At 56.0% G+C, this 26,422-nt stretch carries 23 protein-coding genes; 15 read left to right on the top strand and 8 right to left on the bottom strand.

Annotated features, from left to right (window positions below):
- Nucleotides 1-122: 122 nt before the first annotated feature.
- From ACFSDX_RS21105 to ACFSDX_RS21095, 3 genes are all read left to right on the top strand, one after another.
- Entirely contained in the window at nt 123-317 is a 195-nt protein-coding gene (locus tag ACFSDX_RS21105) for a hypothetical protein (RefSeq protein ID WP_382317185.1), read from the top strand.
- Nucleotides 318-320: 3 nt separating this feature from the next.
- Nucleotides 321-974, top strand: a complete 654-nt coding sequence (locus tag ACFSDX_RS21100; protein WP_382317183.1) for a hypothetical protein — start codon at nt 321-323, stop codon at nt 972-974.
- Nucleotides 975-1,201: 227 nt separating this feature from the next.
- Complete coding sequence (locus ACFSDX_RS21095; protein WP_382317181.1) at nt 1,202-1,378, top strand: hypothetical protein; 177 nt, start codon at nt 1,202-1,204, stop codon at nt 1,376-1,378.
- A 417-nt stretch (nt 1,379-1,795) separates the two neighbouring features.
- Here the strand turns inward: ACFSDX_RS21095 and ACFSDX_RS21090 are convergent, their stop codons facing one another.
- Entirely contained in the window at nt 1,796-4,888 is a 3,093-nt protein-coding gene (locus tag ACFSDX_RS21090) for a PAS domain S-box protein (protein ID WP_382317179.1), read from the bottom strand.
- Nucleotides 4,889-5,558: 670 nt separating this feature from the next.
- Between ACFSDX_RS21090 and ACFSDX_RS21085 the strand changes: the two genes are divergently transcribed.
- Together ACFSDX_RS21085 and ACFSDX_RS21080 are read left to right on the top strand one after the other, a co-directional pair.
- The gene (locus ACFSDX_RS21085; RefSeq protein WP_382317177.1) at nt 5,559-6,824 is read left to right on the top strand and encodes a helix-turn-helix domain-containing protein; all 1,266 of its coding nucleotides are present in this window, start codon (nt 5,559-5,561) and stop codon (nt 6,822-6,824) included.
- 225 nt (nt 6,825-7,049) lie between these two features.
- On the top strand, nt 7,050-9,506 hold the full coding sequence (locus ACFSDX_RS21080) for an outer membrane beta-barrel protein (RefSeq protein WP_382317175.1): 2,457 nt from the start codon (nt 7,050-7,052) through the stop codon (nt 9,504-9,506).
- A 466-nt stretch (nt 9,507-9,972) separates the two neighbouring features.
- Here ACFSDX_RS21080 and ACFSDX_RS21075 read toward each other — a convergent pair whose 3' ends face one another.
- From ACFSDX_RS21075 to ACFSDX_RS21055, 6 genes are all read right to left on the bottom strand, one after another.
- On the bottom strand, nt 9,973-10,890 hold the full coding sequence (locus ACFSDX_RS21075) for a hypothetical protein (RefSeq protein WP_382317173.1): 918 nt from the start codon (nt 10,888-10,890) through the stop codon (nt 9,973-9,975).
- Between the two features lie 865 nt (nt 10,891-11,755).
- The gene (locus ACFSDX_RS21070; RefSeq protein WP_465262261.1) at nt 11,756-13,027 is read right to left on the bottom strand and encodes a transposase; all 1,272 of its coding nucleotides are present in this window, start codon (nt 13,025-13,027) and stop codon (nt 11,756-11,758) included.
- A 62-nt stretch (nt 13,028-13,089) separates the two neighbouring features.
- Nucleotides 13,090-13,287 carry a transposase gene (locus ACFSDX_RS25200; RefSeq protein WP_465262260.1) on the bottom strand — a complete coding sequence of 66 codons (198 nt, stop codon included), beginning with the start codon at nt 13,285-13,287 and terminating at the stop codon, nt 13,090-13,092.
- A gap of 161 nt (nt 13,288-13,448) precedes the next feature.
- Complete coding sequence (locus ACFSDX_RS21065; protein WP_382317171.1) at nt 13,449-13,805, bottom strand: hypothetical protein; 357 nt, start codon at nt 13,803-13,805, stop codon at nt 13,449-13,451.
- Between the two features lie 131 nt (nt 13,806-13,936).
- Complete coding sequence (locus ACFSDX_RS21060) at nt 13,937-14,206, bottom strand: hypothetical protein (protein WP_382317169.1); 270 nt, start codon at nt 14,204-14,206, stop codon at nt 13,937-13,939.
- A gap of 47 nt (nt 14,207-14,253) precedes the next feature.
- Entirely contained in the window at nt 14,254-14,613 is a 360-nt protein-coding gene (locus ACFSDX_RS21055) for a hypothetical protein (RefSeq protein ID WP_382317167.1), read from the bottom strand.
- A gap of 909 nt (nt 14,614-15,522) precedes the next feature.
- On the opposite strand from ACFSDX_RS21055, the gene ACFSDX_RS21050 reads away from it, so the two are divergent.
- The 6 genes from ACFSDX_RS21050 (at nt 15,523) to ACFSDX_RS21025 (ending at nt 22,060) form a co-directional block, all read left to right on the top strand.
- A complete protein-coding gene (locus ACFSDX_RS21050) occupies nt 15,523-16,080 on the top strand; it encodes a hypothetical protein (RefSeq protein WP_382317165.1) in 558 nt (185 codons plus the stop codon).
- Between the two features lie 462 nt (nt 16,081-16,542).
- Nucleotides 16,543-17,985 (top strand): S41 family peptidase, encoded by a 1,443-nt coding sequence (locus ACFSDX_RS21045; RefSeq protein WP_382317163.1) that lies wholly within the window; start codon nt 16,543-16,545, stop codon nt 17,983-17,985.
- A 171-nt stretch (nt 17,986-18,156) separates the two neighbouring features.
- A complete protein-coding gene (locus ACFSDX_RS21040) occupies nt 18,157-18,567 on the top strand; it encodes a hypothetical protein (protein WP_382317161.1) in 411 nt (136 codons plus the stop codon).
- Nucleotides 18,568-19,900: 1,333 nt separating this feature from the next.
- The gene (locus ACFSDX_RS21035) at nt 19,901-20,287 is read left to right on the top strand and encodes a hypothetical protein (RefSeq protein WP_382317159.1); all 387 of its coding nucleotides are present in this window, start codon (nt 19,901-19,903) and stop codon (nt 20,285-20,287) included.
- Nucleotides 20,288-20,295: 8 nt separating this feature from the next.
- Nucleotides 20,296-21,201, top strand: a complete 906-nt coding sequence (locus tag ACFSDX_RS21030; RefSeq protein WP_382318213.1) for an IS3 family transposase — start codon at nt 20,296-20,298, stop codon at nt 21,199-21,201.
- A gap of 250 nt (nt 21,202-21,451) precedes the next feature.
- Nucleotides 21,452-22,060: a recombinase family protein gene (locus ACFSDX_RS21025; RefSeq protein ID WP_382317157.1), complete on the top strand. Its 609-nt coding sequence runs from the start codon at nt 21,452-21,454 to the stop codon at nt 22,058-22,060.
- Here ACFSDX_RS21025 and ACFSDX_RS21020 read toward each other — a convergent pair.
- Nucleotides 22,057-22,284: an oxidoreductase gene (locus tag ACFSDX_RS21020; RefSeq protein ID WP_382318212.1), complete on the bottom strand. Its 228-nt coding sequence runs from the start codon at nt 22,282-22,284 to the stop codon at nt 22,057-22,059. The two genes, ACFSDX_RS21025 and ACFSDX_RS21020, sit on opposite strands and share 4 nt — an antisense overlap.
- A 265-nt stretch (nt 22,285-22,549) precedes the next feature.
- On the opposite strand from ACFSDX_RS21020, the gene ACFSDX_RS21015 reads away from it, so the two are divergent.
- The 4 genes from ACFSDX_RS21015 to ACFSDX_RS21000 all read left to right on the top strand — a co-directional run bounded on the left by ACFSDX_RS21015 (nt 22,550) and on the right by ACFSDX_RS21000 (nt 26,308).
- Nucleotides 22,550-23,050 (top strand): cupin domain-containing protein, encoded by a 501-nt coding sequence (locus ACFSDX_RS21015; protein WP_382317155.1) that lies wholly within the window; start codon nt 22,550-22,552, stop codon nt 23,048-23,050.
- A 94-nt stretch (nt 23,051-23,144) separates the two neighbouring features.
- A complete protein-coding gene (locus ACFSDX_RS21010; protein WP_382317153.1) occupies nt 23,145-24,032 on the top strand; it encodes an NmrA family NAD(P)-binding protein in 888 nt (295 codons plus the stop codon).
- Nucleotides 24,033-24,225: 193 nt separating this feature from the next.
- Complete coding sequence (locus ACFSDX_RS21005; protein ID WP_382317151.1) at nt 24,226-25,206, top strand: helix-turn-helix transcriptional regulator; 981 nt, start codon at nt 24,226-24,228, stop codon at nt 25,204-25,206.
- A 238-nt stretch (nt 25,207-25,444) separates the two neighbouring features.
- The gene (locus tag ACFSDX_RS21000) at nt 25,445-26,308 is read left to right on the top strand and encodes an aldo/keto reductase (RefSeq protein WP_382317149.1); all 864 of its coding nucleotides are present in this window, start codon (nt 25,445-25,447) and stop codon (nt 26,306-26,308) included.
- The last annotated feature ends 114 nt before the right edge of the window (nt 26,309-26,422 follow it).

The raw sequence follows: 26,422 nt of genomic DNA, 5'->3' as shown, positions 1-26,422 counted from the left end.
CCCGCTAAGGAATTTCGGTCAGCAATACTTATCAGGTAGCTGGGTTACGCAGCAGGCTCTGGGTGCCGGTAGTCAGTTGGAGGAAGCAAGTATCTTATCTTGCCAACACTAGCCTCCTCGTTATGGACCCCACCCCCAACCAGCCCGCTCCCGCCACCGATTCGGCTCAATTACCAGCTCTGCTCCAGCAACTCGTCGCGGACCTGGCCGACCCCGCCATTACCTATCTGCTAAAGGGACACTACTACGACCGCACGAACCACCCGCGCTACCGGCACTTCCCCGCCGTTTTTGCCCTGCGGCGAGGCGAGGTTTGAAACGTGGAAATTGGCTCGGATTTCGTGGCCTTCGACACAGAATTTGTCCGCTACCCTGAACAAGGCGAACTGCACTATCCGGGTCCGTGGGCTGACCGCTTCCGTGTCACCGTGCCCTTCGCCCAACTTTACCAACTCTGCCGCAAGGTCCTCACGCCTGCTGAGCAAGCGGCCGAAGAGGTGAGCTATAGACCAGACACTATCCTTTATTATAATGCGGTGGTCTATAAAGAGCACTCCGGCCCAGCCGATATTAATCAGGCCTATGCAGTAACTCCTACTTCGGGAGAGTACCCACTGATCACCCTACTGACGGCGGTAGCAGCCGGGTTGACAGACCCCGCCAATCACTACCTGATTAATACGACCGCTTTCGAGAGCCCGGACGGCCCCGTGCTGCTCAGCCTGCTCCACCTGCAGGCCCAGACCACTCGCGACCTGATCATAGAGTCAGATGCTTTCACCTGCTCGGTACTGCTGGACCCCTATGACCGCCGCCAGTGGTCGACCGTCCGCGTGGCCTTTGCCCAGGTCTGGCAGGTGCTGCGCAGCGATAGCCCGCAGGTCGACTTGGAAGAAATCGAGGATGCCGGGGGCCTGCTTTACCACGCGCCGGAAGTGCTGAGCGCCTACGTGCGGCAGGGCCGACTAGCCTAATCTACCTACCTGACTTCTGCATGGAAGAGCTACTGTACCCTCGCCACCCCGTGGATAAGTACCACCGGTCGCAACTCTAATTTCTCGCCACGCTGCCAGAAGCACAACGGGCCTATCACGCCCGGCTGTTTCGGCTCGTCAACGCCAGTTACCGCTACCAGCAGCAGGCCGCGGGTGAGGTGACGGAAGACGACTTCCACCATTGGCTCGCAGGCTTACCCGATAAGATGCGGCTAGCCATGGAACGCGATGGGTTTGAAGCGAGCAAGAACAGCCTGCCGCTACGGCGGCACGCGCTCGAGCGCCGCGACCTGGGCTACGATGCGTTTTTGCAAGCCATCCTTTCGCCCGAGGATTGGGCCTATCAACAGAAATTAGCGCAGTCATCGGCGCCCAAGCCCTAACTCAGCTAAAGGAAGAAAAGACAAGTGGTCGACGACCGATTTTGAGTGGTGAAATAAGCATTTTCGGGCAAAAGTTTCATGTTAAGGATGGTCATTCGCAACACGTAAAACGGCTCTTCACCTTGCGTAGCTACTGGATGACTTAGCTAAGGTTGGCGGTAAACTCGATGACGTTGCCATTAAGGTGCACCTAGAGGGGCTCAGAAAGTGCCTTGCGGAACGAGTGGTTCAGAAAGTCTTTGCCAAGTAAGTGCGTTTGTGAGCTGGGGATGAGTCCGCCATGTGCGCTTTGTTAGCCTAAAACTGGCATCCTAAGCTTTGTCCAGCGTACCTAAAAAACCGCAGTAAAAACACGCTTTTCAGACCAAACCCTTGAACGTACGCTAGCCTTCGGTTTTTAAGCTGTGCCCTAGTCGCCTATACCAGGGAGGGGGTAGGCGCAAGTGACCGTAACTTCTCTGCCAACTCTTGAGCAGCAAGGGTGCAGGCGGTTTCTACCTGCGAGAACAAGGCGATGAGTCCCATCATAGCTTCCTGGCTGGCCCCATCGCCGACGGAAATCAGGCTGACCGCCTTACTCTGAATGGATTTGGCAATGTCTTCAAACGTCGGGTTCATGCCCATCGTAGCAAACGTGGGGATGATGGAATGCGTGGCGCGCTTCAGCGCAAGCCAGTCTTTTTCCGCAATGGCTTGCTTCATAGTTTGCACCAACTGCGGAATTTCCTGGAGGTAGAGACCAATCATCTCCGCCATACGGGCTTCGCTTTTCGTTATGCGCTGCAGGTAGTCAAAGTTGACGCAGGTCAGGGCCTGGGGTTGGATTTGGCTATCTGCCATGGCTGGCGCCGAGATTTTGTTGGCGTCGGCCAGCTTTAGATACTTGATAATCTTACTGTAGAGCAGCTTGTCATCAATGGGTTTTGAGATGTAGTCGTTCATACCCACGGCCTTGCACTTCTCCACGTCCACCGTGGTCACGTCGGCCGTCAGGGCAATGATGGGTAGGGTCAGGTGCAATTCGTTGCGGATGTATTCGGTGGCCTCAAACCCATTCATGACCGGCATCTGCAAGTCCATGAGCACGATGTCGTAGCGGGTAGTGCGCAGCTTTTCGAGGGCGATTTTCCCGTTGCCAGCCACGTCCATTTCAAAGCCGAAGTCCTCCAGCAGCGTCTTCATCAGCAGCTGGTTCAGCGCAATGTCCTCCACCACCAGAATCTTCGCGTTCTTAAAGCCCGTTTCTAGCTCAATAGTCAGGCCCGATTCGGCGTCGGCTTTTTCGGTGGTTTTGCCAAAGCTCAGGATAAAACTGAAGGTGGAGCCTACCCCCACCTTGCTCTTCACGTGGATGGTGCCGCCCTGGGGCTCCACCAAGTTTTTTACAATGGCCAGTCCCAGGCCCGTGCCGCCGTACAGGCGGCTGGTGCCGCTAGTAGCCTGCTGAAAGTCATCGAACACGGTGCTCAACTTGGCTTCCTCAATGCCGATGCCAGTGTCGGTGACGGCGAACTCCAGGATGACTTTTTCCTGGTCCTGGACCAGCATCCGCACGCCCACCGTGATGGTGCCCTCGCTCGTAAACTTGACGGCGTTGCTCACTAAGTTGAGAATGATTTGGTGCAGCCGCACTGGGTCGCCTACCAGCACCTCCGGTATTTTGGCGTCGTAGTCCATCACCAGGGCCAGATTTTTCTCCTGAATCTTAGTTTCGAACAGGTGTACCATGGCTGACACCGACGCGGCGAGCTTGAACGGGATTTGCTCAAAGGTCATCTTGCCCGCGTCGACCTTGGCTAGGTCCAGAATGTCGTTGATAAGAACAATCAATGTATCGCCGCTGAGCTTGATGGCCGTCAGATACTCGCGCTGTTTTTCCGTCAGCTCCGTCTTCAGCACCACCTTCGTGAAGCCGATGATGGCGTTCATAGGCGTGCGAATTTCGTGGCTCATGTTGCTCAGAAACTGCTGTTTCGCCTTCACCGCATTTTCGGCGATGCTAGTCGCGCTTTCGGCCTTGGCCTGGGCTTCTTCGGCCAGCACGGTAGCGCGCTCGGCTGCGAATTTGGCTTCAATCAGCTCGGTCGCAATGCGCTTCTGGTCCGTCACGTCGCGGGCCACAATCACTACCCCCAGCACCTTACCGTTGTCGTTCTTATACACCGAGCCGTTAAAAAGCACGTCCGTCAGCTTGCCGTCTTTGTGGCGCAAGGTGAGGGGCGAATCGGCCACCGTGCCCTTGGCAAACACTTCCTGGTACACTTCGCGCGCCATCTGTGGGTCGGTGAAGTACACGAAGAAATCCGACCCAATCAACTGTGTACGGTCTAGGCCGGTGATGTTCACCGTGGCCTGGTTCATGTCCGTTATTTTGCCTTCCGGGCTGATGGTCACCAGCGGGTCGCGGCTGGCCTCAATCAGGCCCCGGGCATAGTTGGCCACGCGCAACTCGGCCGCCCGCTTCACTTTCTCATCGTTTTGAAAGGCCAGCTCCTTGTTAGCTAGGACTAGTTCGGCCGCGCGCTTTTCCTTTTCGTCGTTTTGAAAGGCCAGTTCCGCATTCGCGATGATGAGCTCCTGCGCCCGCTTCTCCTTTTCGTCGTTTTGAAACGCTAGTTCTTTATTGGCAATGCTCAGCTCAGCGGCTCGCTTTTCCTTCTCATCGTTTTGGAAGGCTAGCTCTTTGTTTGCCAGAATCAGCTCGTGGGCCCGTTTTTCTTTCTCATCATTCTGAAACGCCAGCTCCGCGTTGGCGATAAGTAGTTCCTGCGCCCGCTTCTCTTTCTCATTGTTTTGAAACGCCAGTTCCGTGTTGGCGATGCTGAGTTCGGCGGCCCGCTTTTCCTTCTCATTGTTTTGGAAAGCTAGCTCGATGTTCGCCACGCTCAGTTCCTGAGCACGCTTTCCTTTTTCGTCGTTTTGAAAGGCCAGTTCTTCGTTGGCGATGCTGAGCTCCGCCGCGCGCTTTTCCTTTTCGTCATTTTGAAAGGCCAACTCTTCATTGGCGACGCTTAATTCCTGCGCCCGTTTCTCTTTCTCATCGTTTTGAAACGCCAGCTCTTCGTTAGCAATGCTGAGCTCATCGGCTCGTTTTTCCTTCTCGTTGTGCTGGAAAGCGAGTTCTTTGTTGGCAATACCTAGCTCAGTGGCCCAGTTTTTCTCGGCTACTTCCCGAGCCACTATCATCGCGCCCAGCACCACACCCTGGTCGTCCTTGTGCACAGAGCCATCGAACAAAACCTCGGTCAGCGTGCCACTAGTGTGGCGGAGTGTAAACGGCACGTTGCTAACTGCTCCATTGGCCACGACTTGCCGGCAGACGTTCCAAACCAATTCTGGCTCCGTAAAAAAGGCGGCAAAATCAGACCGCATCAAGGTGTCGCGTTCCACGCCCGTGAGGGTTACTGCCGCCTCATTGGTATCGATGATAGTGCCCTCTAGGTTAACCGTAACTAACAAATCCTGGCTTGCTTCAATCAAGCGCCGATACTTCTTCTCGCTTTCCTTCATGGGTACTGTTCACCGGCCTAGCAGGCAAGTGGTAATTGGTTTATAAGGAGGACGTGCCCTGGCCCCTTGGCAGGAGTAGCAGGTAATTTCAATTAGTAAAGACTGTTTTATATTAGTTTAATACAAAAAAATTATAGAGCTACACGTGCTATAACTTTGAATATCAAACAAGATACGAATCTTTGTCTTAAGAAAATTTATATCAAGCGTAATTATTCAATTACACTTTCCTCCATACAGGCTAATCAATTAGCGGTTAGATATAGAAGCTTCCCCCAATCAACTCGGCTTAGCCAGGTGCGCCACGCTACTACCCCCCTCCCCTACCCCTACCAAGCAGTTGAAGGTCCCCCTTTGTAGCGAGTCAAGAAGTGGGTTTAATAAGCAATGGAGCTGAACCAGGCTTTCTGAGCCCTCCCTAATAGTGGCCCCTTTAGATAGGCTGTACAGTAAAATGACCGTTTTTATGAACATTGGGGTGGTCTAGTGAGATAGCCTAACATAAGGCCCCGAAAGGTGCACTTATGTTGGGCCATCTCACTAGACCACTTCAACACGCCAGACAGGCTTCGAATTGGGCCAAAAACAGAAATAGTCAGGCTAACTCTACGGAGCACTTTTGTGCGAAGTACCTTCGCTGGCTATCCCCTTCTGCTACTTTAAGGTTCGTATGCTCTTTCATTTTGGGGCGCGTAGCTCGCTGCTGCTGCCTTTTGCGTTCACTAGCACCCTGGTCACCGGCTGGCTGCTACTGCGGTCGCTACGGCGCAGTAACCTACCCGATGCGCTCCTAGCCCTGCTACTGGCAGTACCCACCCTGCAAATAGGGCGCGAGATGCTGGCCCACGCTGGCTGGTACGATAGCCACGATGGGCATACGACGGTCATGCTGTACCTACCCTGGCAACTCAATCTGTTCCTGGGGCCGGCTTACTACCTGTATTTTCGGAGCCTGACCAACCAGGAGTTTCGGCTGCGGTTGCGAACCTGGCAGCACTTGGTGCCGGGCTTTCTGCAGCTTGGACTGATGGCCGCCGCAGCGGGCTATGACCTCTTCTATCTCGTTGGCGTGAGAGGCCAACCACTGCCAACTGAAGAGGGTGCCAAAGGGCCGGCCCTGGTAGCAATAGAAGCCCTTACGCACTACCTGAGCTACCTGCAATATGGGCTACTGCCGGCCTATTGCTGGTGGGTGCTGGCCGACTACCGGCGCTACCGGCGCTACCTCGACGACAACTTTTCGGACACCGAGCGCCTACGCTTTGCCGGGCTGCGACAGTTGGTGGTGGTGCAGGTACTGGCCCTGGTGTTGAGTCAGCTCTTCACGCTGGCCAGCTGGAAATTTGGGAGCCTGAGCGAGGCGGCCTCCTGGAATTACTTTTTCCTCCGTGGGCTGCTGGTGTATTGGCTGATTGCCGTGGGGTTGCAGGCCAACTACGCCGCCGCCACTACGCCGCTGCGCTTCGATACTGACCCCGACCCCGACCTACTTACCCTACCCGAACCAGTGGCCCAGCTGAGTCCGGTCCCAATGGCCGAAGTCCCGGCGGCCCCGGTGGCGCCTGAAGTGGAATTATTGGCGGAGCCGACACCGGAACTGCTGGCTTGGCGCGATAAGCTCCTCGCCCTAATGAGCGAGCAGCAACCCTGGCTTGAACCCGAGCTGACCCTGACAGAGCTGGCTCATCGGCTACGCCTCACGCCGGGTTTACTCTCCAAAGTCATCAATACAGGCTGCGGCCAGAACTTCAATGACTTTGTGAATGCCTACCGGGTGCGCGAAGCACAGCGCTTGCTCGCTGACCCGCGCTTTGCGCACTACTCGCTGGTAGGCGTGGCCCTGGAAAGCGGATTTAACTCACGCTCAACGTTTAACCGGGTATTTAAAAAGGTAGTGGGCCAGGCCCCCAGCGAGCTGACCCGCCCCAAATCATAATTTGGGGCAGGCCAATCTATGCCCTGGGACATGAGCACCTAGGGTGAGCAGGAGTTTTGCGGCATCGTTTCACCTAGCCCGCTGCCTCCCGTGTCCCGCTATTCCCCCCCTGCTCTTTTTACCGCTGCCTGTAACGTCTGCCTGGCCTGGCTAACAGTCAAAGTCCCCCGCCCCGCCTCAACCAACCGCCAGCGCGGGCGGGCGTTAACCTGGGCATGCGCGGCGTTGACTAGCTGTTTTTTCCTGTTTCTCCATCGGCGATTAATCAACTGGCTTATCCTGGGCTGGGGGCTAGGCGGCGTAGCGGCAGCCTTTGGGCAAGGCACGGCACCCCTTAGAGGCGTAGTGTTGGACCCGGCCGGGGCACCCGTTGAGTTTGCTACCGTTACCCTGCACCTGGCCACTGATTCTACCCTGGTCAAGTCGGAGTTCAGCGATGCGAAAGGGGCCTTTGCGCTGCAAGCGCCAGCTGGGGGGCGCTACCTTCTATCAGCGGCGCAGGTGGGCTACCAGCGCTATTGGAGTACGCCATTCGGGCTGCCGGCCGCGGGGCTGGTACTGCCCCCGATGGCCCTGCGTACCAGCGCCGCTACGGCGCTGCAAGAGGTAATCGTGACCGGCCAAAAGCCCTTGTTCGAGCGCCAAGCCGACCGTACCATCGTCAACGTCGAAAACTCGCCGCTGGCGGCCGGTAATACGGCCCTCGATGTGCTCGCCCGCGCACCGGGCATCACGGTGGACGGCAGCGACAACCTAGCGCTGCGCGGTAAGCAGGGCCTACTGGTGCTCATCGACGGGAAGCGCCAGCCCATGACGGGTACTGAGCTAGCCGACTACCTGCGCACCCTGCCGGCCGAGCAGCTAAAGAACATTGAGCTGATTACCAACCCGCCCGCCAGCTACGACGCCCAGGGCACGGCCGGCGTCATCGCCATCAACCTCAAAAAAGACCAGCGCCAGGGGGCCAACGGTAGCCTCAACCTAGGCTACGGCCGCGGCGTGTACGGCCGCTTTACTACGGGGCTCACCGGCAACTACCGGCAGGGCAAAACCAATGCCTACGGCTCGTATACCTACGCTGACCGCAGCACCTACCTGCGGCTAACCAGTCACCGGGTATTTTACGACCAGGGCCAGCCCACCAGCGGCAGCACCCAGGAAGATTACACCGCCACCCGTACCCAGGTGCACAACTGGAAAGCCGGGGTGGACTACGCTTTCACGGGCCGCACCACGCTGGGGGCCGCCCTCACCGGCCAGGCTGCCCAAAGTAATGGTTCGGGCACCAACGCCGTGACGCTGCTCGACGCCAGCGGCGCTCCCAGCCGCGCCCTGACCTCGCCGGCCTACCGCAACGCCAGCACCCCCAACCTAACCGCCAACCTGAACTTGCGCCAGGTCTTTGCCGATTCCAGCAACAGCCGCGCCCTGACCGCCGATGTCAATTACGCCACGTACCGCCTCGGCCGGCAGCAAGGCTTGTCCGCGCTGCTCGATGGCAGTGCGGGACCGACGCTGCTCACCAGCGACCAGACCGGCCGCCTCACGCTGCTCACCGGCCAGCTCGATTACGCGCACCCGCTGGCGTACCGCCAGCTCTTGTCCGGCGGGCTGAAAGTCAGCCAGGTGCAGTCTACTAACAATGCTGTTTTTCAGCAGACTGCCAGCGGGGTTACGACCCTGGATACGGCGCAAACCAATCGATTCCGGTACACCGAAACCATCCGGGCGGGCTACCTCAACTGGCAGCAAACCGGGGCGCGGGCTACCTGGCAGGTGGGCCTGCGGGGCGAGCACACGGCAGCCCTAGGGGTGCAGGAAGTGGGTAAACAAAGCTTTGACCGCCAGTACTTCCAGCTTTTTCCCAGCGCGTCGTTCAAGTACACGTTTTCGCCCCAGCACGAGCTGACGCTGGCCCTGAGCCGCCGCCTTGACCGGCCGGGTTATGACCAGCTCAATCCTTTCCGCATTTACCTCAACGCCACTACCTACCGCTCGGGTAATCCCGCCCTGCTGCCCCAAACCAGCTATAACGCGGAGGTGACCCACACGTACCGGCAGAAGTACACCGTCGGCTTGAGCTACAGCAACACGCGGCACCCCTTTCTCATCGTGGTGCAGCCCGCTTCCGCCACCAGCCGCTTCGTGCTGTCTCGTCCCGTCAACCTCGGCCCCCAGCACTACGCCGCCCTCACGTTCACCGTGCCCGTTACGCTTACCAAAAACTGGTCGGTTTATAACAACGCCGTTTTTTACTACACCCGTTTCACGGGCGAATTGGCGGGCACTGCGCTCAACCGGGCCAAGGCGTCGGTTAATTTGAGCAGCACCCATACGTTCACACTAGGCCGCGGCTGGAGTGCCGACCTAAGCGCCAATTACCAGTCGCCGGAAGTGTATGGCTTCATTACCTCGCGTTCTAATGGCGACCTGACCATCGGGGCCCAAAAAAGTCTGCTTAAAGGCCAGGGCACACTCAAGTTCAACGTAACTGATGTGCTCTACACGAACCGCAACCTCGCTACCTCCACGTACGACAACTACGTGGACCACTTCACCCAAAGCCGGGATTCACGGGTGGCGACCCTCTCGTTTAGCTACCGCTTAGGCAGCAATCAATTAGCCGCCAGCCACCGGGCGGATAGCGCGGAAGAAGAAAAGCGCCGGGTAGGTGGGCAGTAAGCGGGCGCTTTACGTCTAATCCCGTAGCCGTTGTCATTTTATGTTGGTACGCCCCGTGTCTGCGGTGGTACTTCTTCGACTATCCCCGCGCTTGGACGCAGCACAAGTTGTCGCAGCTAGCTTACTGCCTTACAAAAAGGCGGCCTTATTGCTAGTGTGAAGGACCGATTTGATTGTAGTGGCCGCACGCGAGACCCTCGGCTGCAACAGCTACTACTGTTTTTCGAATACCTTTCCTGTCTACGCCAACGGCCCTGAAAACCACGTTTCAGGGCCGTTTTGCGAGGGGTTTTTCGAACGCTTCTGTTGGGTCAGAAAGTACCTGTGTCCTATCGAGGATTCAGAACCTACTTCTTGACCTACTGAAATGCCCCTTAGGCTAGCTTTTAGCACTCACTAGAAGGGCCCTCAGTATGGCGCACCTTTCTGAGCCTGACTATAACCAATGATTTTTACTACTATAACTTTAGCGCTGCTGTAGCAGCCACTCTACTAGCTCGCCACTATCAGCGATGCTCCAAGCATGCGGGTGGCGCTGATTGGTTGGCTTGCGGTAACCCTTATCCTGAGTGATGACGAGGGTAGCTTGACTATTGCCGAGCCGGTTTAGCTCGTTAATCATGGCTGAGCACATAGTCACGTTCATGCTGGTAAAGTCGGCACGCCGTTGCGAGAGCCACCACCGGATATCGGGCTCCGAGTACAAGCGTAGCGGCACATGCAACAGGCTTTTGATAGCAGCTTGGCTGGTATCAGAAAAGGAATAAGGCGAGAAGCGATAATACTGCTGCCTTGCTGTTTGGGGAGGCCCTCCCATTTCCTGTTTTATCCGGTCCACCATGTACACGTTTTCGGCACTGGCCTGGCCGCCGGCAGCCAGCCGGATGTCGCGTTGAGCAGAGTCATAAAAGCGCTCGAAGTCGAGCGGTGGGTCAATGGCAAAAACTGCTGCTGGCTTCCTCGTGGCAAGCTCCGCAAACTTAATGGCCGTGCTACCTCCAATCGAAAACCCGCCTACATAACAGCGCAGATTGCGCAGCTCGTGTTTACTGGCCACATCGCTAACGATTCTGCGCAACGCTTGCTGGCTAGCGCTATCCACGCCGAAGGATAGCGTACCTTGTTGAAGGGTCGGGATAATGGTCAATAGCCCCTTTCGAGCTGCATCCAGCGGCAAGCTGGTTTGTTGCAGCACGTTGCTGGCAGCTTCACCGAACCCGGGTACTAGGACTAGATACCCTTTCCATGGCCGGGTAGTCGGGTAGATTAGCGTGTAACAATTGCGGGTAGTGTCGCGCTTATCTAAAAAGACCTTTTCTAGGCGCTGCCCATACGTGTTGGTCAGTATAAAAAAGGCTAGGAGCGTGGTAATTGTTCGGGGCATGACAGGAAGCTTAGGCGAGAAAGACGACCACCCGCCTACTGAGGATGCATAGTGTTCAGCGTACGGACTGCTAGCCCGTTGCCAGTAGATTTATGTAGATAATTACTTCAAGATGAGTCATATAAGCAATGACTTGAGGTAAGCTTCCGCTCGAACCGTGACGTTTCGCTTTCCAATGGATAGTCCGGGCACGGGGGAGGCTTGGTAGGCGCCAGTAGTTCAGCCAGCGGAGTGGCTATACCACTCAACGACCAAGTCTGTTCAATCAATGAGTAGAACTTTAAGTGGATAGCGGGCGATTAGCTTCGCTGCTATGACTCGTTTTTATCTCTTTACATAATGCGTGTTCTTGTACAAGACTCGGAATAGTGCGGCTCTTGGCTCTGCTAGCCGCAGCGCTTGGCATAGTACTTATTAAAGATACAACTTCGGTTATTCCTCCTGTTTTTAATTCGAAACTAATGAAGACACTCCTACTCTTTCTGCTCATGGCTCCTTTAACCGGCTGGGCGCAAGAGCAGCTAGCGCCTCGGGTCGTAAGGCCAAAAGCGTCCCTAACGTCAGCAGAGATTCAACAAGCCATTACGAAAATGGCAAATCCGCGCTATTTCTACCTTCCACTGGGTACATTTTTGTATAGAAACCTGCGGGATACGGTTGGGAATCACTATGCGAGTCCACTCCCCGCGGGAGAGTGGCAATTAGCCGTTCTTCATTCTGTTAACAGCCGCTGGCTAGCTGTTCGATGGTTACCAGGCTCTGCCCCATTCGCTGCTGCCGATACTGCCGTTTACTACATGCCTGCAATGAAAGGGGCACAGAATATAATTCGATTGTGAGACAGCTTCTACTTTAAACAACCTTCTTACGTGTTGTAAACGACCGTGGCTGTTGCAGAACGCAGGCTATGTGTGGGCTTGGCTAACAAGTGGACTCGCCGAAGCTTAGGACTGGTCAACCGAGGACTAAAATGAGGCGTGCAGCGCCCTTGTGGCGGTGGGTAGAGCGCGATTGCTACGCGAGCGGTTTGTTTTGGTTGATGCTTGAGTAACTTCTTGAGATTGTAAGCAATCGCGCTGAGCAGCATTGCCTTATGAGCAGCTGCCCGGCCCTTAGTGCCGACCCGTCGCAGCCCATAGTGATGCAACAAGCTCCTAAAAACAGGTTCGACCGTGCGCTGCCGGATCCGGCGCATCGGCTGGCCTGCCCGACTTTGTTGCCGATACCAGGCGCGCCGATAAGCTGCATCAAAGGCCGAGCGCACAAACTTTTGTTGAGGAGCGGCCGGTGTACAACTCATCTTCAACGGGCACTGCTGGCAGTCTTGATAGACCGCCCGGTAGTTCTTGACCCAGTTCCCATCTTGACTAGGCGCATAATTGCGAAAAGGGAGCAGCTTGCCCGCCGGGCAGCGAAATGCATCGACCTCCGCCTCATACGTAAAGCCTTCGACAGCTGGCTTATAAGCTCCGAAAACAGGAATCCAGGGCGTCATTCCCCGCTGTTCGAGGAAGGCGTAGTTGAAGCCATTGGAGTAGCCCGTATCGGCCACAAAATCGCGCAGCGTCAATTCGTTGGCAGCCAGACGGGTTTGCAGCTGTGGCACCAGCTCCGGCACGTGCGCGCTGTCGCGGCGGTCCGCAAAGTCCGCTTGGATGTGGCGGATGATGCCCGCAGCCGTATCCACAGCCACACTACAAAGGTAGTTGAGGGCGCGTGCCTTGCCCGGTTTGACGGAGATGCGCGCCTCAGGGTCGGTGGGGCTGTAATGCGTTTTGTTGCTCAACAACTGGGCTTTGGGATGGCGGGCGCCGAGCCCACCCGGCGCGGCTTGCCGCTTGGCCCGGCGGGTTGCCTCGCGGCGCAGCTGGTGAGCGGGGGCGGAGTGCACGGCCGCCGCTGGCGCCAGAGTCACCGGCTTGCCGGCTACCGTTAATGAGGGGGCCACAGTCGCTTGCTTTTCGCGCAAGCTATCGAGGGAAGCCGCGGCTTTAACCGGGGCCGAGTCTACAGCCTGCGTATCGCCGGCCACCAGCCCCGCGCTTACGCACTGGGCAAACACTTGGTCAAAGAGGTGCTCGAAGACGGCAGCTGGGTAGAGCTGGCGGGTGCGGCTAATCGTGGAGTGCCAGGGCAAGTCCTCGTCTACCTCGTAGCCTAGAAAGTAGAGAATATCCAGCCGCAGGGCACATTACTCGATTAAGCGCCGGTCGCTGACGATGTTTCCAAGCGGCCCACCAGCACGAGCTTAAAGAAGACGACTGGGTCAAAGGAGGGCTGTCCGGTGTGGCTATAAACTGGGCGGGTCTGCGGGCGCAGAAACTCCCAGTCTAGCAACTCACGCAAGCGGCGGTAGAAATTGTGCTTCGGCACCCGCTCGGAGAGGCGGAAGTGCATGCTGACTTTATCGTGAAAGTGTTTCTGGCCCTACATCCACTTTATACGAGCGCCTTACTTCTCCGATACTTTTGCAACAGCCACGACCGTTCACAACACGTAAAAAGGGCGTGTCTTTCCTGCCGCTCGAACCAATCGTGACCTTGGTTAACTGTAACTCCTTACCACCCTTCCGCTTTAGCTAGCGCCGGGTCCGTAATGCGGGCCAACTGCTTGTATTGCTCACTCGACTCTATGAAATTTTGTAGCAGGGTCGGCGGGTTGCCCTTGCCATCGTCGTACAAGCACTCGAAGCCCGCCGCTCGCAAGTGTTCGTACTCGGCACTACCGTTCGCTACGGCGTGCACGAATTGGATTCGGGGAATGAGGAATCCTTCTTCGCATACCTCGCACTCAAACCCAAAGTAGGCTTTCGGTTGGGAGCTGTCCGAATAGTAGCGCCGGTAATATTCATCAATTCCCAGCGTAAGCAACTCCTGGGGATTGGGATAGGATAACTGTTCATCAATAGGTTGCATAACAGGGAGCGGCGCAGGGTGGTATTTTACAAGTGCAACAAAGGGGGTCTAGCCCCACGCTTGGAATTAAGGCGAATTTCAGCTTGTCCGGCGGCTGCGCCTAGCGTGGTACTTTGCCGGATAAGCGGCCTCTAGTTCGTGGCCTGCCTGTGCTTAGCCTCCACCCACGAAATAGGGGCCACTGGGGCTACGGCCTGCCCCGCTACGGAAAGCAACAGCAACTGCCTATCCTCGGTCTGCTCGTAGAGCTGGCCGCTACCGGGATATTCTACTATGTGCCGGCCTTGTTCGTCCCGGTAAGTAAGGCAGGTGTTATACGCCGCTGCCTCCCGCCGTAGTTGCGTCTGGATTTGCTGCTGAAACGCCGGGTCAAGTAGCAAGGTACTAAGATTATCGAGCATACTCATAAACAGCTAGTTTAGGGTTAATAGAAGCGCGTTATGCTGCCCTATTCTAGCCATGGTATTCCTTCTGGCATCACCGTGTAGGGCACGTAGGGCGGTAACTCGTTCATTTGCTGCATTAGCGCCGCCATTTCCGCCGCGTAGGGGTACACCCGGCCGGGCTGCTCCGGCGGCAGCGGGCGCACGTCGGCCGCCGGGGCAATATCGGGCCGGTACCACCGCAGCAGCTCGTCCTCCACCTGCGTCTGGTCAATCTCGCCCGCGATGTAGCGCAACTCTAGGTGCGCCATATCCTGCGAGGGCACCGCCCGGTCGCTGGCGCCCGTACTAATGGCCCACCGCACTGCCTGCCCCCGCTGCGCGGGGGTCTGTTCTTCTTCGTGAAACTGGGGCTTATAGCTCATATATACCTATTTTACACGTTATTTACTAGCCGGTTAACTACTGATGAGCGGCTTTACGACTACGCCACTTCAGGTCCAGATAGTTTTGCCTCAGCGGCACCATTTGGTTCTGCGCGTAGCCACTAAAAGTAAAGAGACCCGGTAGGAAACAAGACCCTACCACTAACGCAGACCAGTAGAATTAAGGTACGGCCTTACAAGGGGAACGGCTTGGAAGTGGCGTAACCTAGTCAAGTGACTGATAAAACCTCTTAGTTCACCTTGGGTGAGCAGTTAGTGTGCGTTTTTGCTATACCGGGACAGCCAGCCTGGCAATCCCGGCGCTGCCTGCCGGTTGTCTACGTATAAATCCGGCGCGTCAGACCTTGTGCAGCCGGTAGCCGTTGCGCTACGGGTCGCGTACCAGTCGGCTACCGGAAAGCAGGCGGCACCTACCTTATAACACTGATTGACTGTCTGATAAGATTTTTAGTCTGCCCTGGCAATTCCCTTAGTTGCTCACCCAAGGTGAACTAAGAGATTTTATCAGCCAAGTAAGAGGTTTTATCAGTTACTTAAGAGGGTTGAATGGGAGCTAGCCAAGCGGCCGTGGGTGAGGCGTCGCGCAGCACACCCCGGCTGGGCGGTTTAAAGGGAACAGCGCCCGAAATAATGCCCGCTTTATAGTCCAAACGGGTAAGGGTGAGTTGGCCACCCAAGTAAAGTGCAGTTCTTCTTTTACATACTTCTGACAGGCTGTGCTACCGGCCGGACACCAAGGCCAGTCAGCAATGGCCGAGCATACTTAATGGTCGTATCCTTAACTTACTAGGCCGGATGCTATTAAAGTAACGAAGCATCCGGCCTGGTTTTCCCTACCAGTCCCGCCTTCAAACTGCTCCTTTCCCCCGTCATTTTACAGGCTGTATCATGTCCGATTACGAAGATGGCTACGCGGCTGCGCAGAACAATCAAGGCGGAAACTACCACTCCTCCAAAGCGGCTGGTGCCCTACTCGGCGCAGGGGTCGTCGGGGCTGCCCGTCTGGTGCCCCTGGCCCTGCGGCTCCTGGTCGAAACCATCGTAGCTGCGCCCTTTCTGGTGCTGGCCCTGGTCGTCACGCATCCACTGGATTTCCTGGGCAGCCGGTATAGTACCCCCCGCCTGCTCTGCATCGCGGCGGTGGCCTACGGGACCCTCGCGCTGCTCTACTACCTTAAAGGAATAGCGATTGCGCTGCGCCTGCGCGGGGAACGTGCCGGGTCGCTGCTACTGGCTGGCTGCGTCGTGGTTTCAGTAATAGTGCCGGCCCTGCTGCTGCACTGGCTTATGGATTACTCCCTCCCAACGGCAAGTCTGCTGGTGAGTTGGGGGGTACCGGTAGCCTTTGGCCTGTTCACGTATACCCGCTACCGCTTTACCCAGGACTTCGCCCCAACCTTCACGCTTTGGGCTTACCGCCTCGGGTATCGAGCTGCTAGCAGGTAAGTAAGGATGGGCGACAACCTGTATATACCAGGTGATTTAGGGTAGCCAAACAGGAAGTACCGTTGAGGATTGGCTGAGAGTGGCATGCTAAGAACGTTCGTTCGCATATGCTACGCGAGTGCCGCTACATGGCGCACCTTTCAAGGGAAGCTCATAGGTTTGGGTACGATAAGGGTCAGCTGTAGGCAGCCCCGGCCTTTTGATGAAGGCCGAGGCTATCTATGTTTAATACGTGAGAGTAGATGTTCTATTCCAGGCAAGAACCGCTTTAGCGAGTACGGAGGCGTTTATAACGTTTATTAAACGGAGGATTGATTGACGTTATAAGCTCCTCTTTTACGTATTGTAAATGGTGATTACTAGTACATAAAGGGGTGTGCTATCAAAAAATAGCGCAATTTGTAACGAGATGAGTTTTGCGCGGTATCCTAGGTAATAGGATACTTTCTTCCCTTTTTCCTTATGAAGCTATCCCTACTACTTATGCTCCTGTGGGTGTCCATCTTATCTGTTGCGGCGCAGACTGTCCCATGTGGTTGCGCGCAAGATTTTGATTTCACGGTCAAGTACTTAGAGCAGAATCTACCCGCCTTTCACGATGCAGTTACCCCGAAAACGCAGCCAGCTTATACCCAGTTTAAACAGCAGTTACGCCGCGCCCTAGTTGCCGACCCAGTGCCCGCGCACTGTATCCGCTACCTTATGCGCTATGTGAGCTTCTTTCACGATAGTCACACGGATATTAGCGGTAGTCCACCTAGTGGGCCGCCGGTCAAAGAAACAGATGCGGCGGCAGTCGCGGCTTTTCAAGCATCCCCCCTCTTTCAAACGACGGAGCGTGTTCGTCTCCTACCATTGAACCACGTTTCTGGCGAGACGATAGAAGGGCGCTATCGCACGCCTGATAGTACGTATACTATTCAAATACAACAAGATAAAACACCTTTGCGTGATTACGTCGGCGTCATTGTACAATCGCGTACGCCGCTTTGGCAGCCCGGGCAAGTCAAGCTGGAATTGCAGCGTAACCCAGATGGCCGCACGTTTCAATGTTACCAGTATCAGCGCAATCACGCTTTACAAGCCCAACCCGTTGTCTGGCTGGAATATGGTCGTTTACGCAACACGACGCGGCAAAAAGTAGCTGCCCCAGCCCTACCGCCGCCCGCTGCTCCGCAAGCCCAATTTCGGCAACTTGACGCTACGACGGCTTATCTGCGCATTCCCTCGTTTGGCAGCACGTGGACTACCCGCCTCGATTCCCTCTACCGACACGCGCAACTGGCTATTGAACAGAGCCAGAATCTTATCTTTGATGTGCGCGACAACGGCGGCGGCTCTGACCAGAATGTGGAGCCCTTGATTCCTTTCTTCACCAGCGGGCCTTTTCAGGATGACCAGCAAGAGGAGTACTACGTCACCCCGGCTAATATTCAGCGGTTTACAGAATACCTGCACACCTTGCAACAAGATTCGGCTCAAGTGGAAGCCGCGACGTTGCAGCATACGCGACAGAAGTTGGCGTGGCTTCGCAAAGCGCCCCTGAATCAGTTTGTGCCAGACCCTGCTACTACTGGTCGTCGGTTTACGAGCCCCGCGAGGGCAAATCCGAAGCAGGTAGTTATCCTTTATAACCAGGGCTGTAGTAGTTCATGCGAAACCTTGTTGTTCTGGGCGAAGAATTCAACTAAGACCACGCTGGTAGGCGAACCTTCAGGCGGGTATGTGGGCTATGGAAACGTATTTTCGGTGAGTACCCCTTGTCTGCGGTTTCAACTAAACGCCACCACCTTACGGCTTCCTAATCAGCTTCAGTACGAGGGTAAAGGAGTGACACCAGCCGTGCGACTGCACCCAGACGAAGACTGGTTAGCGCAAACAATGCGCCTACTAAAGCAGAACTAAGTACAGTGGGAAAATGCCACGCTGGCCGCTCTATAGTGTAAGGTCAAAAACGGTACTGATTCTAAGGTTGGGTTTATAAGCAGTCTTATGTAAAGGAACTAAAGGAAGGTTACTAACATCGAAAGCGGCGCAAATTAATCTGGCTTTTTTTCAATTCGTACTCCGCAATTCATGAATCCACATCTACAAAGTTTCCTTGAGGTGTTTATCGCTAAACGGTATCGAGAAAGTAGACTGCACAGCGCAGCAAAAACCAGTTCAGCAAAAAAAGGGAATCCTCTTCGCGGCATGGATGCCTTATATCGGGAGTTGGATGAGCGCTACTGTATACCACTGCCCAAAGGAAATCAGCAGCAAGAAATAGCTTTTGTGCGCCAAGCATTGGCTAAATATAAGCTAGCTACTTGCTATTTATTATCTGCTTACGAGTCTTTTAACGAGCAAAATATGCTTGTTGAAGAAGCATTGGAAAAGATTGTTGGAGGAAGCTCCACTACTATCATTTCGTTTCTGCTAGGGGTAGCCTATTTCGAAGGACACTCGGTGGGTGACCGCTACCTGTGTATCAAAGAAGTCCAATAGACGAGCTTGTCACGTTTCTTAAACGAACGACTGACTAATGTCTCAGCCTGCGCTAGTCCTTTCATGAACGAATCATTGCAAAGAGCTCAGTCTCGCAAACGTCGCATCAGGGCGAGTGCCGGGGCTAGGCGTATCTGCTCCGCGACGGGTAAGCGGCCATGGCCGTTAGCTTCCCACGTCAGACTAAACACTACTTTTCGCTGGTGCTTTACGACTAAGTACTCGATACTGGTGTCCGTCGCCCGGAAACACAGACTTACTAAATGACCAGGTGTAGCGACGAGTTGAGTCAGCGAACAGTGCCACGTAGTATCTGTCACCTGGGCACTATAGATGCGCTGTGGCCCATACTTATACACTACAAAGCGGGTGGCGGAGCGTTGGTGCACCAGTAAGCACCGATTGCGGCCTGAGAAGCCTGCTACTTGTCTACTATAGAGTACGACATAGGCCGTGTCCAGCGACTGGTCGAACTCCTGGATGACTTGTTGGCTATCGGTAAAGCCGAATCCAGGAGGACTCGGTACTACTTGTACGGGACAAACCGGCGACGTTGGGGAGACTACGGCCAGCGCAGCAGTCGAGTGGGGTCTTTTCGCACAGGCTGTCAGCAAGCTCAGCAGCAAGAGGAGCGTACGCATAGCAGGGGAGCGTCAGAGTCAAAAGTATAGGGCTAGGCGGATGGCTCATTAAGGCGTCCCTTTTTAAGCTGTCCTTTTCCAACGGCCTTGTTGAAAGGGGTAGTAATCAACCATCCTACTTACGGGCTCATTTGGCGAATAACTTCGCGTACCCGCGCTATTCTAGCCTCATCTAGCGGGGAAAGAGTCTGTCGAGGGCCGTTCTCTAGGTAGAGGCTAAACTGGGTAGTCGTATCGTGCTTGACTAAGACGACCTCGAAGAAAGGGTCAGTCCAAGAAGCCGTACAGAGGTTGACAAAATAACCGGTCGGGAGGCGCGCCAGCCTAGTTTGACACGTGGAATCGAGGAGCAGCGTGCTATCTAAACGGGGTAAGTAGGAGTAGCGCATAAAGCGATGTGGGGCGCGCTGGACCAGGCGAATACACTGACTCTGCTCACTATAGTTCGTCGGTACGGCTAAGTAGAGGGCGGCATAAGGAGTGCCGGCCTGCCGCTTAAAACCCTGCAAGGCTTGTTCGGCGCTCGTCAGGGACCGATAAAGGGGACGAGCTACCAGGCGTAAGGAACAGGTCGGTGCGTCCTGTCGCTGGGGGGGGTTGGCGAAACAACCGGCCCGCGCGTGCAAGCTGTACTTAGCAGGACTAGGAGGGGGTGTCTTGTCCTAAAATGAGTTGACCATCACCCCCTGCAGATGGAGCACTTATTTTTATTTCGTAGCCAGGTGCATGAGTTGAAAATGCGCCAGATGGTCGAGGAAATTAACCTCGGCCGCCACACCATCGAGTCGGCCATGGCCAAGTACCAGGTGCTGACCCGCAAGACGGTCACCCAGTGGCTAGAACGCGTGCGGCAGGAGGAGTTGGCCCGTACACAGGCCATGAAAGAGTCTGCCCCCAAACCAGTGTCAACGCTCGTCGAGCGCGTGGCTCAGACGGCCGACACCCTGGCCGGTCGCGTTAAGCAGCTTGAGAAAGAGCTGGAACAAGCCGAACTTCAGGTGCTTTACTATAAGACCGTTATCCGCGCAGCCGAGCAGCAACTCGGGGTGAACCTCGAAAAAAAGTCCGTTACCAAGTAGTCCAGCTCCTGCGAGTAAGCCATCCGCGGTTTTGCCTGCGGCGGATGAGTGGACTATTTGGGTTCAGCCGGCAGGCGTACTACCAACACGAAAATCGGCAGTTCACCAGCGAAGAGCGCGACCAGCGTGTGCTGGACTTGGTGGCTCAGGTGAGGGAAGACCACCCCCGCATGGGTGGCAAAAAGCTCTACTATCTGCTGAAAGAGCAATTGGTGAGCCAAGGTATCAAACTGGGCCGTGATGCGCTATTTGATATGCTAGCTGCCAATAACTTACTCATCCGCCGACGCAAGCGCAAGACCATCACTACGTTCTCCCGGCACCAGTTTCGCAAGCACCCAAACCTGATTAAGAATCTAACCCCGTTGCGGCCCAACCAGGTCTGGGTAGCCGATATTACGTACTGGTTTACCGAGGCCGGGTGCCTCTACGTCTCGCTGCTCACCGATGCCTACTCGCACCGCATCATGGGGTTTGCCGTGGCCGAGACGCTGGCCACCGTGCACTGCCGCCGAGCATTAGAGATGGCTCTTAGGCAACTCACCAAGAAAGCCGGCAAGCACTTGATTCACCATAGTGACCGTGGCATCCAATATTGCAGCCAGGAATATCTGGCCCCCCTGGCCGCGTGGCACGTGCAGGTGAGCATGACCGAAAACTCCGACCCGCTGGAAAATCCGGTGGCTGAACGGGTTAATGGCATCTTGAAGCAAGAATATTTAAGTCATTATACCGTGCGCTCGCTGGACGAGGCCGCTCAACACCTCGAACAGGCGGTGTTTCTCTATAACTACAAACGCCCCCATCTGAGCTGTGCGATGCAAAGCCCAAACGAGGCACGCCGTAGCTGGGGACCCCTGGAACGGCACTGGAAAAACTACTACAAACCGCCGGTCACCGAGCCGTCAGAATGAAGTACTTTTAGGACTACCAGCGAACTGGCCAACCCAGGCTCGGACTATCGTCAAACGGTCAACTTATTTCAGGACGAGATATTAGCAAATGGTCGTTCAGCAAAACGAACGTCTAACTGTACAAGCTGGCTCGTCATGCGGTACTCATTAAAGGAAGTGAAAAACGGGCCGTTTTGGTACAGCAAACTTGTTCACCAATCAAGGTACATAAAATCCGACAGGCGTGATGGCAAATCTGTACTTTTGTCGCATGAACATTGGCTATGCCCGCGTCTCCACCCGCGACCAGAACTTGGAACTGCAACTCGATGCCTTAACCAACGCCGGGTGCGACACCATTTACCAAGAGAAGGTATCAGGGGCGAGTGCCAGCCGCCCGGAGTTGGAGCGGCGGCGGCACCAGCTGCGCGCGGGCGACACGGTCTACATCTACAAGCTCGATCGGTTGGGACGCTCGCTCAAACATTTACTCCAAGTGGTGGGCGACTTGCAGCAGCGGGGCGTAGGGCTGGTCTCGCTCACCGATGCCATCAACACGACCTTCGCTCAGGGTCGGCTCGTGTTTAATCTGTTCGCCTCGCTGGCTAAGTTTGAGCGCGAGCTGATTCGCGAGCGTACCCACGCCAGCCTAGCCTCGGCCCGGGCGCGGGGCCGACTGGGCGGCCGTCGGCGGGGCCTCTCCGAAGAAGCCGAGCGCATGGCCATCGCGGCCGAGACCCTTTACCGGGAGCAGCAGCTTGGGGTCAACGAAATTGCCCAGCGCCTGCGCATCTCCAAAGTCACGCTCTATAAATACCTGCGCCATCGCGGCGTCGTTATCCACGCCCACCGCAAGGCTTCGAGTAGCGCGTCAACTTAGGTCAGATTTCTGCAACAGGCACGGTCTATTTCGCGGGGGTAGCCCACTTCCGGACCAGGCGAGGTGCCTTCGGTAATGACCAGACCAGCGCCGGCGCATTGCTTGTAATAAACGGCCCTCAACCCATTCGGCAAGTTGTGCAGCGCCCGGCTTCTGGTCATCGGGGCCATCACAACATGATTCTTTAGCTGTAGGGCGCCTTTCGCAAAGGTCGATAGTAGCATTTTCATGTGGCGGCGTACGCTAAATTTTACGAGGCAAAGCTGGCCTTTTTCAAGACCGGAGAATGGCGAAAAAACAGTTCGAAGCGAATAGGCTATTTAGTCGAGCTACCTGCCAAATGAAGCCACATAGCTTCGTGTTTTTACACTTTGTAGGCAGCGGCGGTAGGATAATCTGCTTTGTCGGATAGGACTGATTTGTTACCCTATGAGACTATTTTACGGTCGTGCATCCCGCCCACCTTTGCAGTGCACTTAGCCAAATAAGATGGACGCTGACAAGAAGCAACCCGTAAGCCTAGGCCCCGAAGCCGGGCAAAGCGTGTCCGTGGTAGGGGACACGTACCGCATCCTCGTGAGTGGCAAAGACACCGCCGGTGCTTTCGCTACGATTGATATGCTCATCCCGCCCGGCGGGGGCCCCGGGCCGCACGCGCACGCGGATTTTGAGGAATCCTTTTACGTAATTGACGGGGAGATTGAAGTCAAATCCGAGTTCGGCAATTTCCTGGCCGGCAAAGGGTCCTTCATCCGGATTCCGAAGGGTGGCGTGGTACACGGCTTTAAAAACGAGAGCCAGCAAATGGCCCATTTGTTATGCACCGTGGTGCCGGCTGGCCTGGAAACGTTGTTCGAGGAGATTGGCCAACCCGTCGCGGCGGGGCACTTTCTGCCGCCGATGCACATGGATGAAGCTATGGTGCACAAACTGATGGCCGCGGCGGAAAAGCACGGGCAACAAGTATTTCCGCCCAATTACCTCGGGTAAACCCGCTGTAAGGAAAACACCCCCTTTTAAGTAGGCCCTTGGAAAAAAGCATGGGCCGGAATAGCTCCGCCTACCTAGTAAAATACTGAAAACCATGAAAATCACAACAGCCGGCTCCTTAGGCAATGTGGCCAAGCCACTCGTAGAAAAGCTGCTCGCCGCCGGCCATGCGGTAACCGTTATTACCAGTAAGGCCGACCGTCAAAGCGAAATCGAGGCCTTGGGGGCCGTCGCGGCCGTGGGTTCTCTCAGTGATGCGGCGTTCTTAACCCAGGCGTTCGACGGGGCGGATGCCGTTTTCGCCATGATGCCGCCGGCCCTGGGCACGTCTAACCTGATTCAAAACATCGCGGATGCCGGGCAGGCCTATGCCCAGGCAATAACGGCGGCGGGGGTGCCCCGCGTGGTCCTGCTGAGCAGCGTGGGGGCCGATGCGGCCGCCGGCACGGGCCCGGTCCAAGGCGTGCACCGGGTAGAGCAACTGTTTCAACACCTGTCCGGGGTGAACGTCACGGTGCTCAGGTCCGGGTTCTTCTACGTGAACTTCCTCCGGGATATTCCGCTGATTAAAAGCCAGGGCATCTTCGGCAATAATTACGGAGGGGATATCAAACTGGCCCTGACCCACCCGGAGGATGTCGCGGTGGCCGCGGCAAGCGAGCTGCAAGCGGCCGGCAACGGGTTTGAGGTGAAGTACATCGTGGGTGATGTCGCGACCGGCAACGAGATTGCCGCGCTGTTTGGGGCGGCGATTGGCAAACCGGATTTGACTTGGACATCCATTCCCGACGAGCAGCTGAAACAAGGGATGCTATCGGGCGGAGTGCCCGCCGAATTGGTCGGGCTCATCACCGAGATGGGCCAAGGCGTGCGAGCCGGACTGATTACCCAAGACTTCTTTGCTAAAGGGGCCGCAGTAACCGGCAAAATCAAACTAGACCAATTCGTGGAAGAGTTTAAAAACCGGTACCAGCAGGCTTAAAAATACCCCAATTGGAACCGTAATTTACGGTTTCAGTTGGGGTAACGGGGTCTCGTTTCGATATAATGAAAAAAATATTGTATTGAGATGCCTCACAACTGGAGGACTAGGGACCGTTTTTTAATCCTTCCCATTACTTGTAGCTTACGGGCAGGAATTGTTGCTAGGATTAGCAAGTACCGGACCCATTGCCATGACATTCAGTTTTTCTGCCACCCCCGAATTTGATTTTATCACCTGCTTTGCCCAGCACATCCAGGCAACTTTACGCGATGGGATGTTGGAGATGCCCGAGAAGCTAGGGCAAGGGTTCATTCGCAAAATAGCTTTCGGGCCCGATTTCAAAATCACCATCCACCACTACCTGCTCCAGGAAGACCTCATCATCAAGCGCAGCACCTCCGGCCTAGGCAATGACTTAATTACCGTCTTTTTCTACGACAACGAGCAGCCGCTCGGCATTGCGTACGACAATAACCCCCACGTACTGTTTTCCCAGCGCGATGAGTCGGCCATCCAGGTTACGTCCAACGACCTGAGCTCTACCATCCGATTTCCGGCGCATCAGCGCATTAATTACGTGGTGGTGGCGATTAAGCCGACGCGCTTAAAGGAGTTGTTGGGTATCAGCAACCCTAATTCAGTCGTGCAAACCATCACCCGCAGCGGCAGTTCTTTCCTGTTTTTTGAAAGGATGCAAGCGGAGGCCAAGCTACTGCTTAAAAAAATGGCGGCCGTGGATATGAGCGATGGCCTGAGCAATTTCTATGTGCAAAACAAGGTGCAGGAACTGCTCTACCTGATTTTTCATAGCCTGTCTTTGCGAGAAAGCGCAGCCCACCAAACCATCAACAGCGCGGATGTTGCCAGACTGCTCCACATCCGCAAAGAAATTCTCAGCGACTTGAGTGTGCCGCCGGTAATGCGCGAGTTGGCGCAAATTGCCGCCATGAGCGAGACCAAGCTAAAGCATCTCTTTAGGCAGACGTTCGGCAACACCATCTACAACTACTACCAGCAAGCCCGCATGGAGGAAGCCGCCTTTTTGCTCAAGCACGGCAAGCATTCGGTCGCCCAGGTCGGCTATGAATTAGGCTTTTCCAATCTGAGCCACTTCAGCCGGCTGTTCGAGAAGCATTATGGCCAGAACCCCAAGCGGTTTTCTGCTTCTTAACTAACTCCGCAAGGGGGTAGCAAGTCCCAGCGCTGAGGACCGGGGGCCCCAATGCGCGAGTTTCCGTTAGTATCCACCTAGCCCAACGGCGAGGCTGTCTGCATCAGGTAAGCGGTTCCGCAATTTGTGCTACTCAAACCCGCATTTGGAGGGCTCGCTGCCTGGGGTGGCCGCGGAACTTTGTGGTGCTCTTAGGCCCCGCGCCGCAGGAGCTATCAACTCCCTACTATCCTCAATTATGGCTACTTCTTTGCCGCTAGAAACCACCTTCGCCCTCGGGGGCGACTTACCCGTTAGCCGGCTCGGCTTCGGGGCGATGCGCATCACTGGTCCGGGTCTGTACGGCCCTCCCGCGGACCGGCCGGCGATGCTGGCGCTGCTGCGGCGGGCCGTGGAACTCGGCGTGACGTTCATTGACACGGCCGACATGTATGGCCCCTTCGTCTCGGAGGCGCTGATTGCCGAGGCGCTGCACCCCTACCCCGCCAGGCTGGTGGTGGGCACCAAAGGCGGCGTGGTGCGCTACGGCCCCGGCCAGGAGGTGCTGCTCGACGGCACCCCTCAGCACCTGCACGAGGCCCTGGCCGGCAGCCTACGCCGCCTGAAGCTGGAGCGAATCGACCTCTACCAGCTGCATCGCCTCGACCCGCGGGTGCCCACCGAGCGCACGTTCGCCGCCTTGGCGCAGGCCCAGCAGCAGGGCCTAGTGCGGCACCTAGGCTTGTCGGAAGTGTCGGTCGAGGACATTCAGTTTGCCCAGCAGCATTTTCCGGTGGCCTCCGTGCAGAACCGCTACAGCCTCTTCGACCGGGCGGCCGAGCCCGTGCTGGACTATTGCCGCGCGCAGGGCATTGCCTTTATTCCGTGGTTCCCCATCGGCGGCGGGCAGGTGCAGGAAACGGACGCGCTCCAGCAGGTCGCCGCGCGGCACCAGGTGTCGGTGCGGCAAGTCGCCCTGAGCTGGCTGCTTCACCACGCGCCCCACGTGCTGCCCATTCCGGGCACGACCAGCCTAGCCCACTTGGCTGAGAATATGCAAGCCCTACACTTGTCCCTTACCGCCGAGGATATGCAGGCTCTGGACGCATTGAGTCACGAATAGCTCCGCGCCCTACCCCGCCGGGGAATCGCCGGACCGCCGGGGTAACCTAGTCGAGTGTTCACCAACCAGTTCTACCCGCCTGCTACCAATTAGTAGCGAGCGGGTAGAACTAGT

The sequence above is a fragment of the Hymenobacter bucti genome (assembly GCF_042681145.1).
Taxonomy (GTDB): Bacteria; Bacteroidota; Bacteroidia; order Cytophagales; family Hymenobacteraceae; genus Hymenobacter; species Hymenobacter bucti.
Note: the sequence above shows the minus strand (reverse complement) of the source record. Positions and strands in the feature narration are given on the sequence as shown.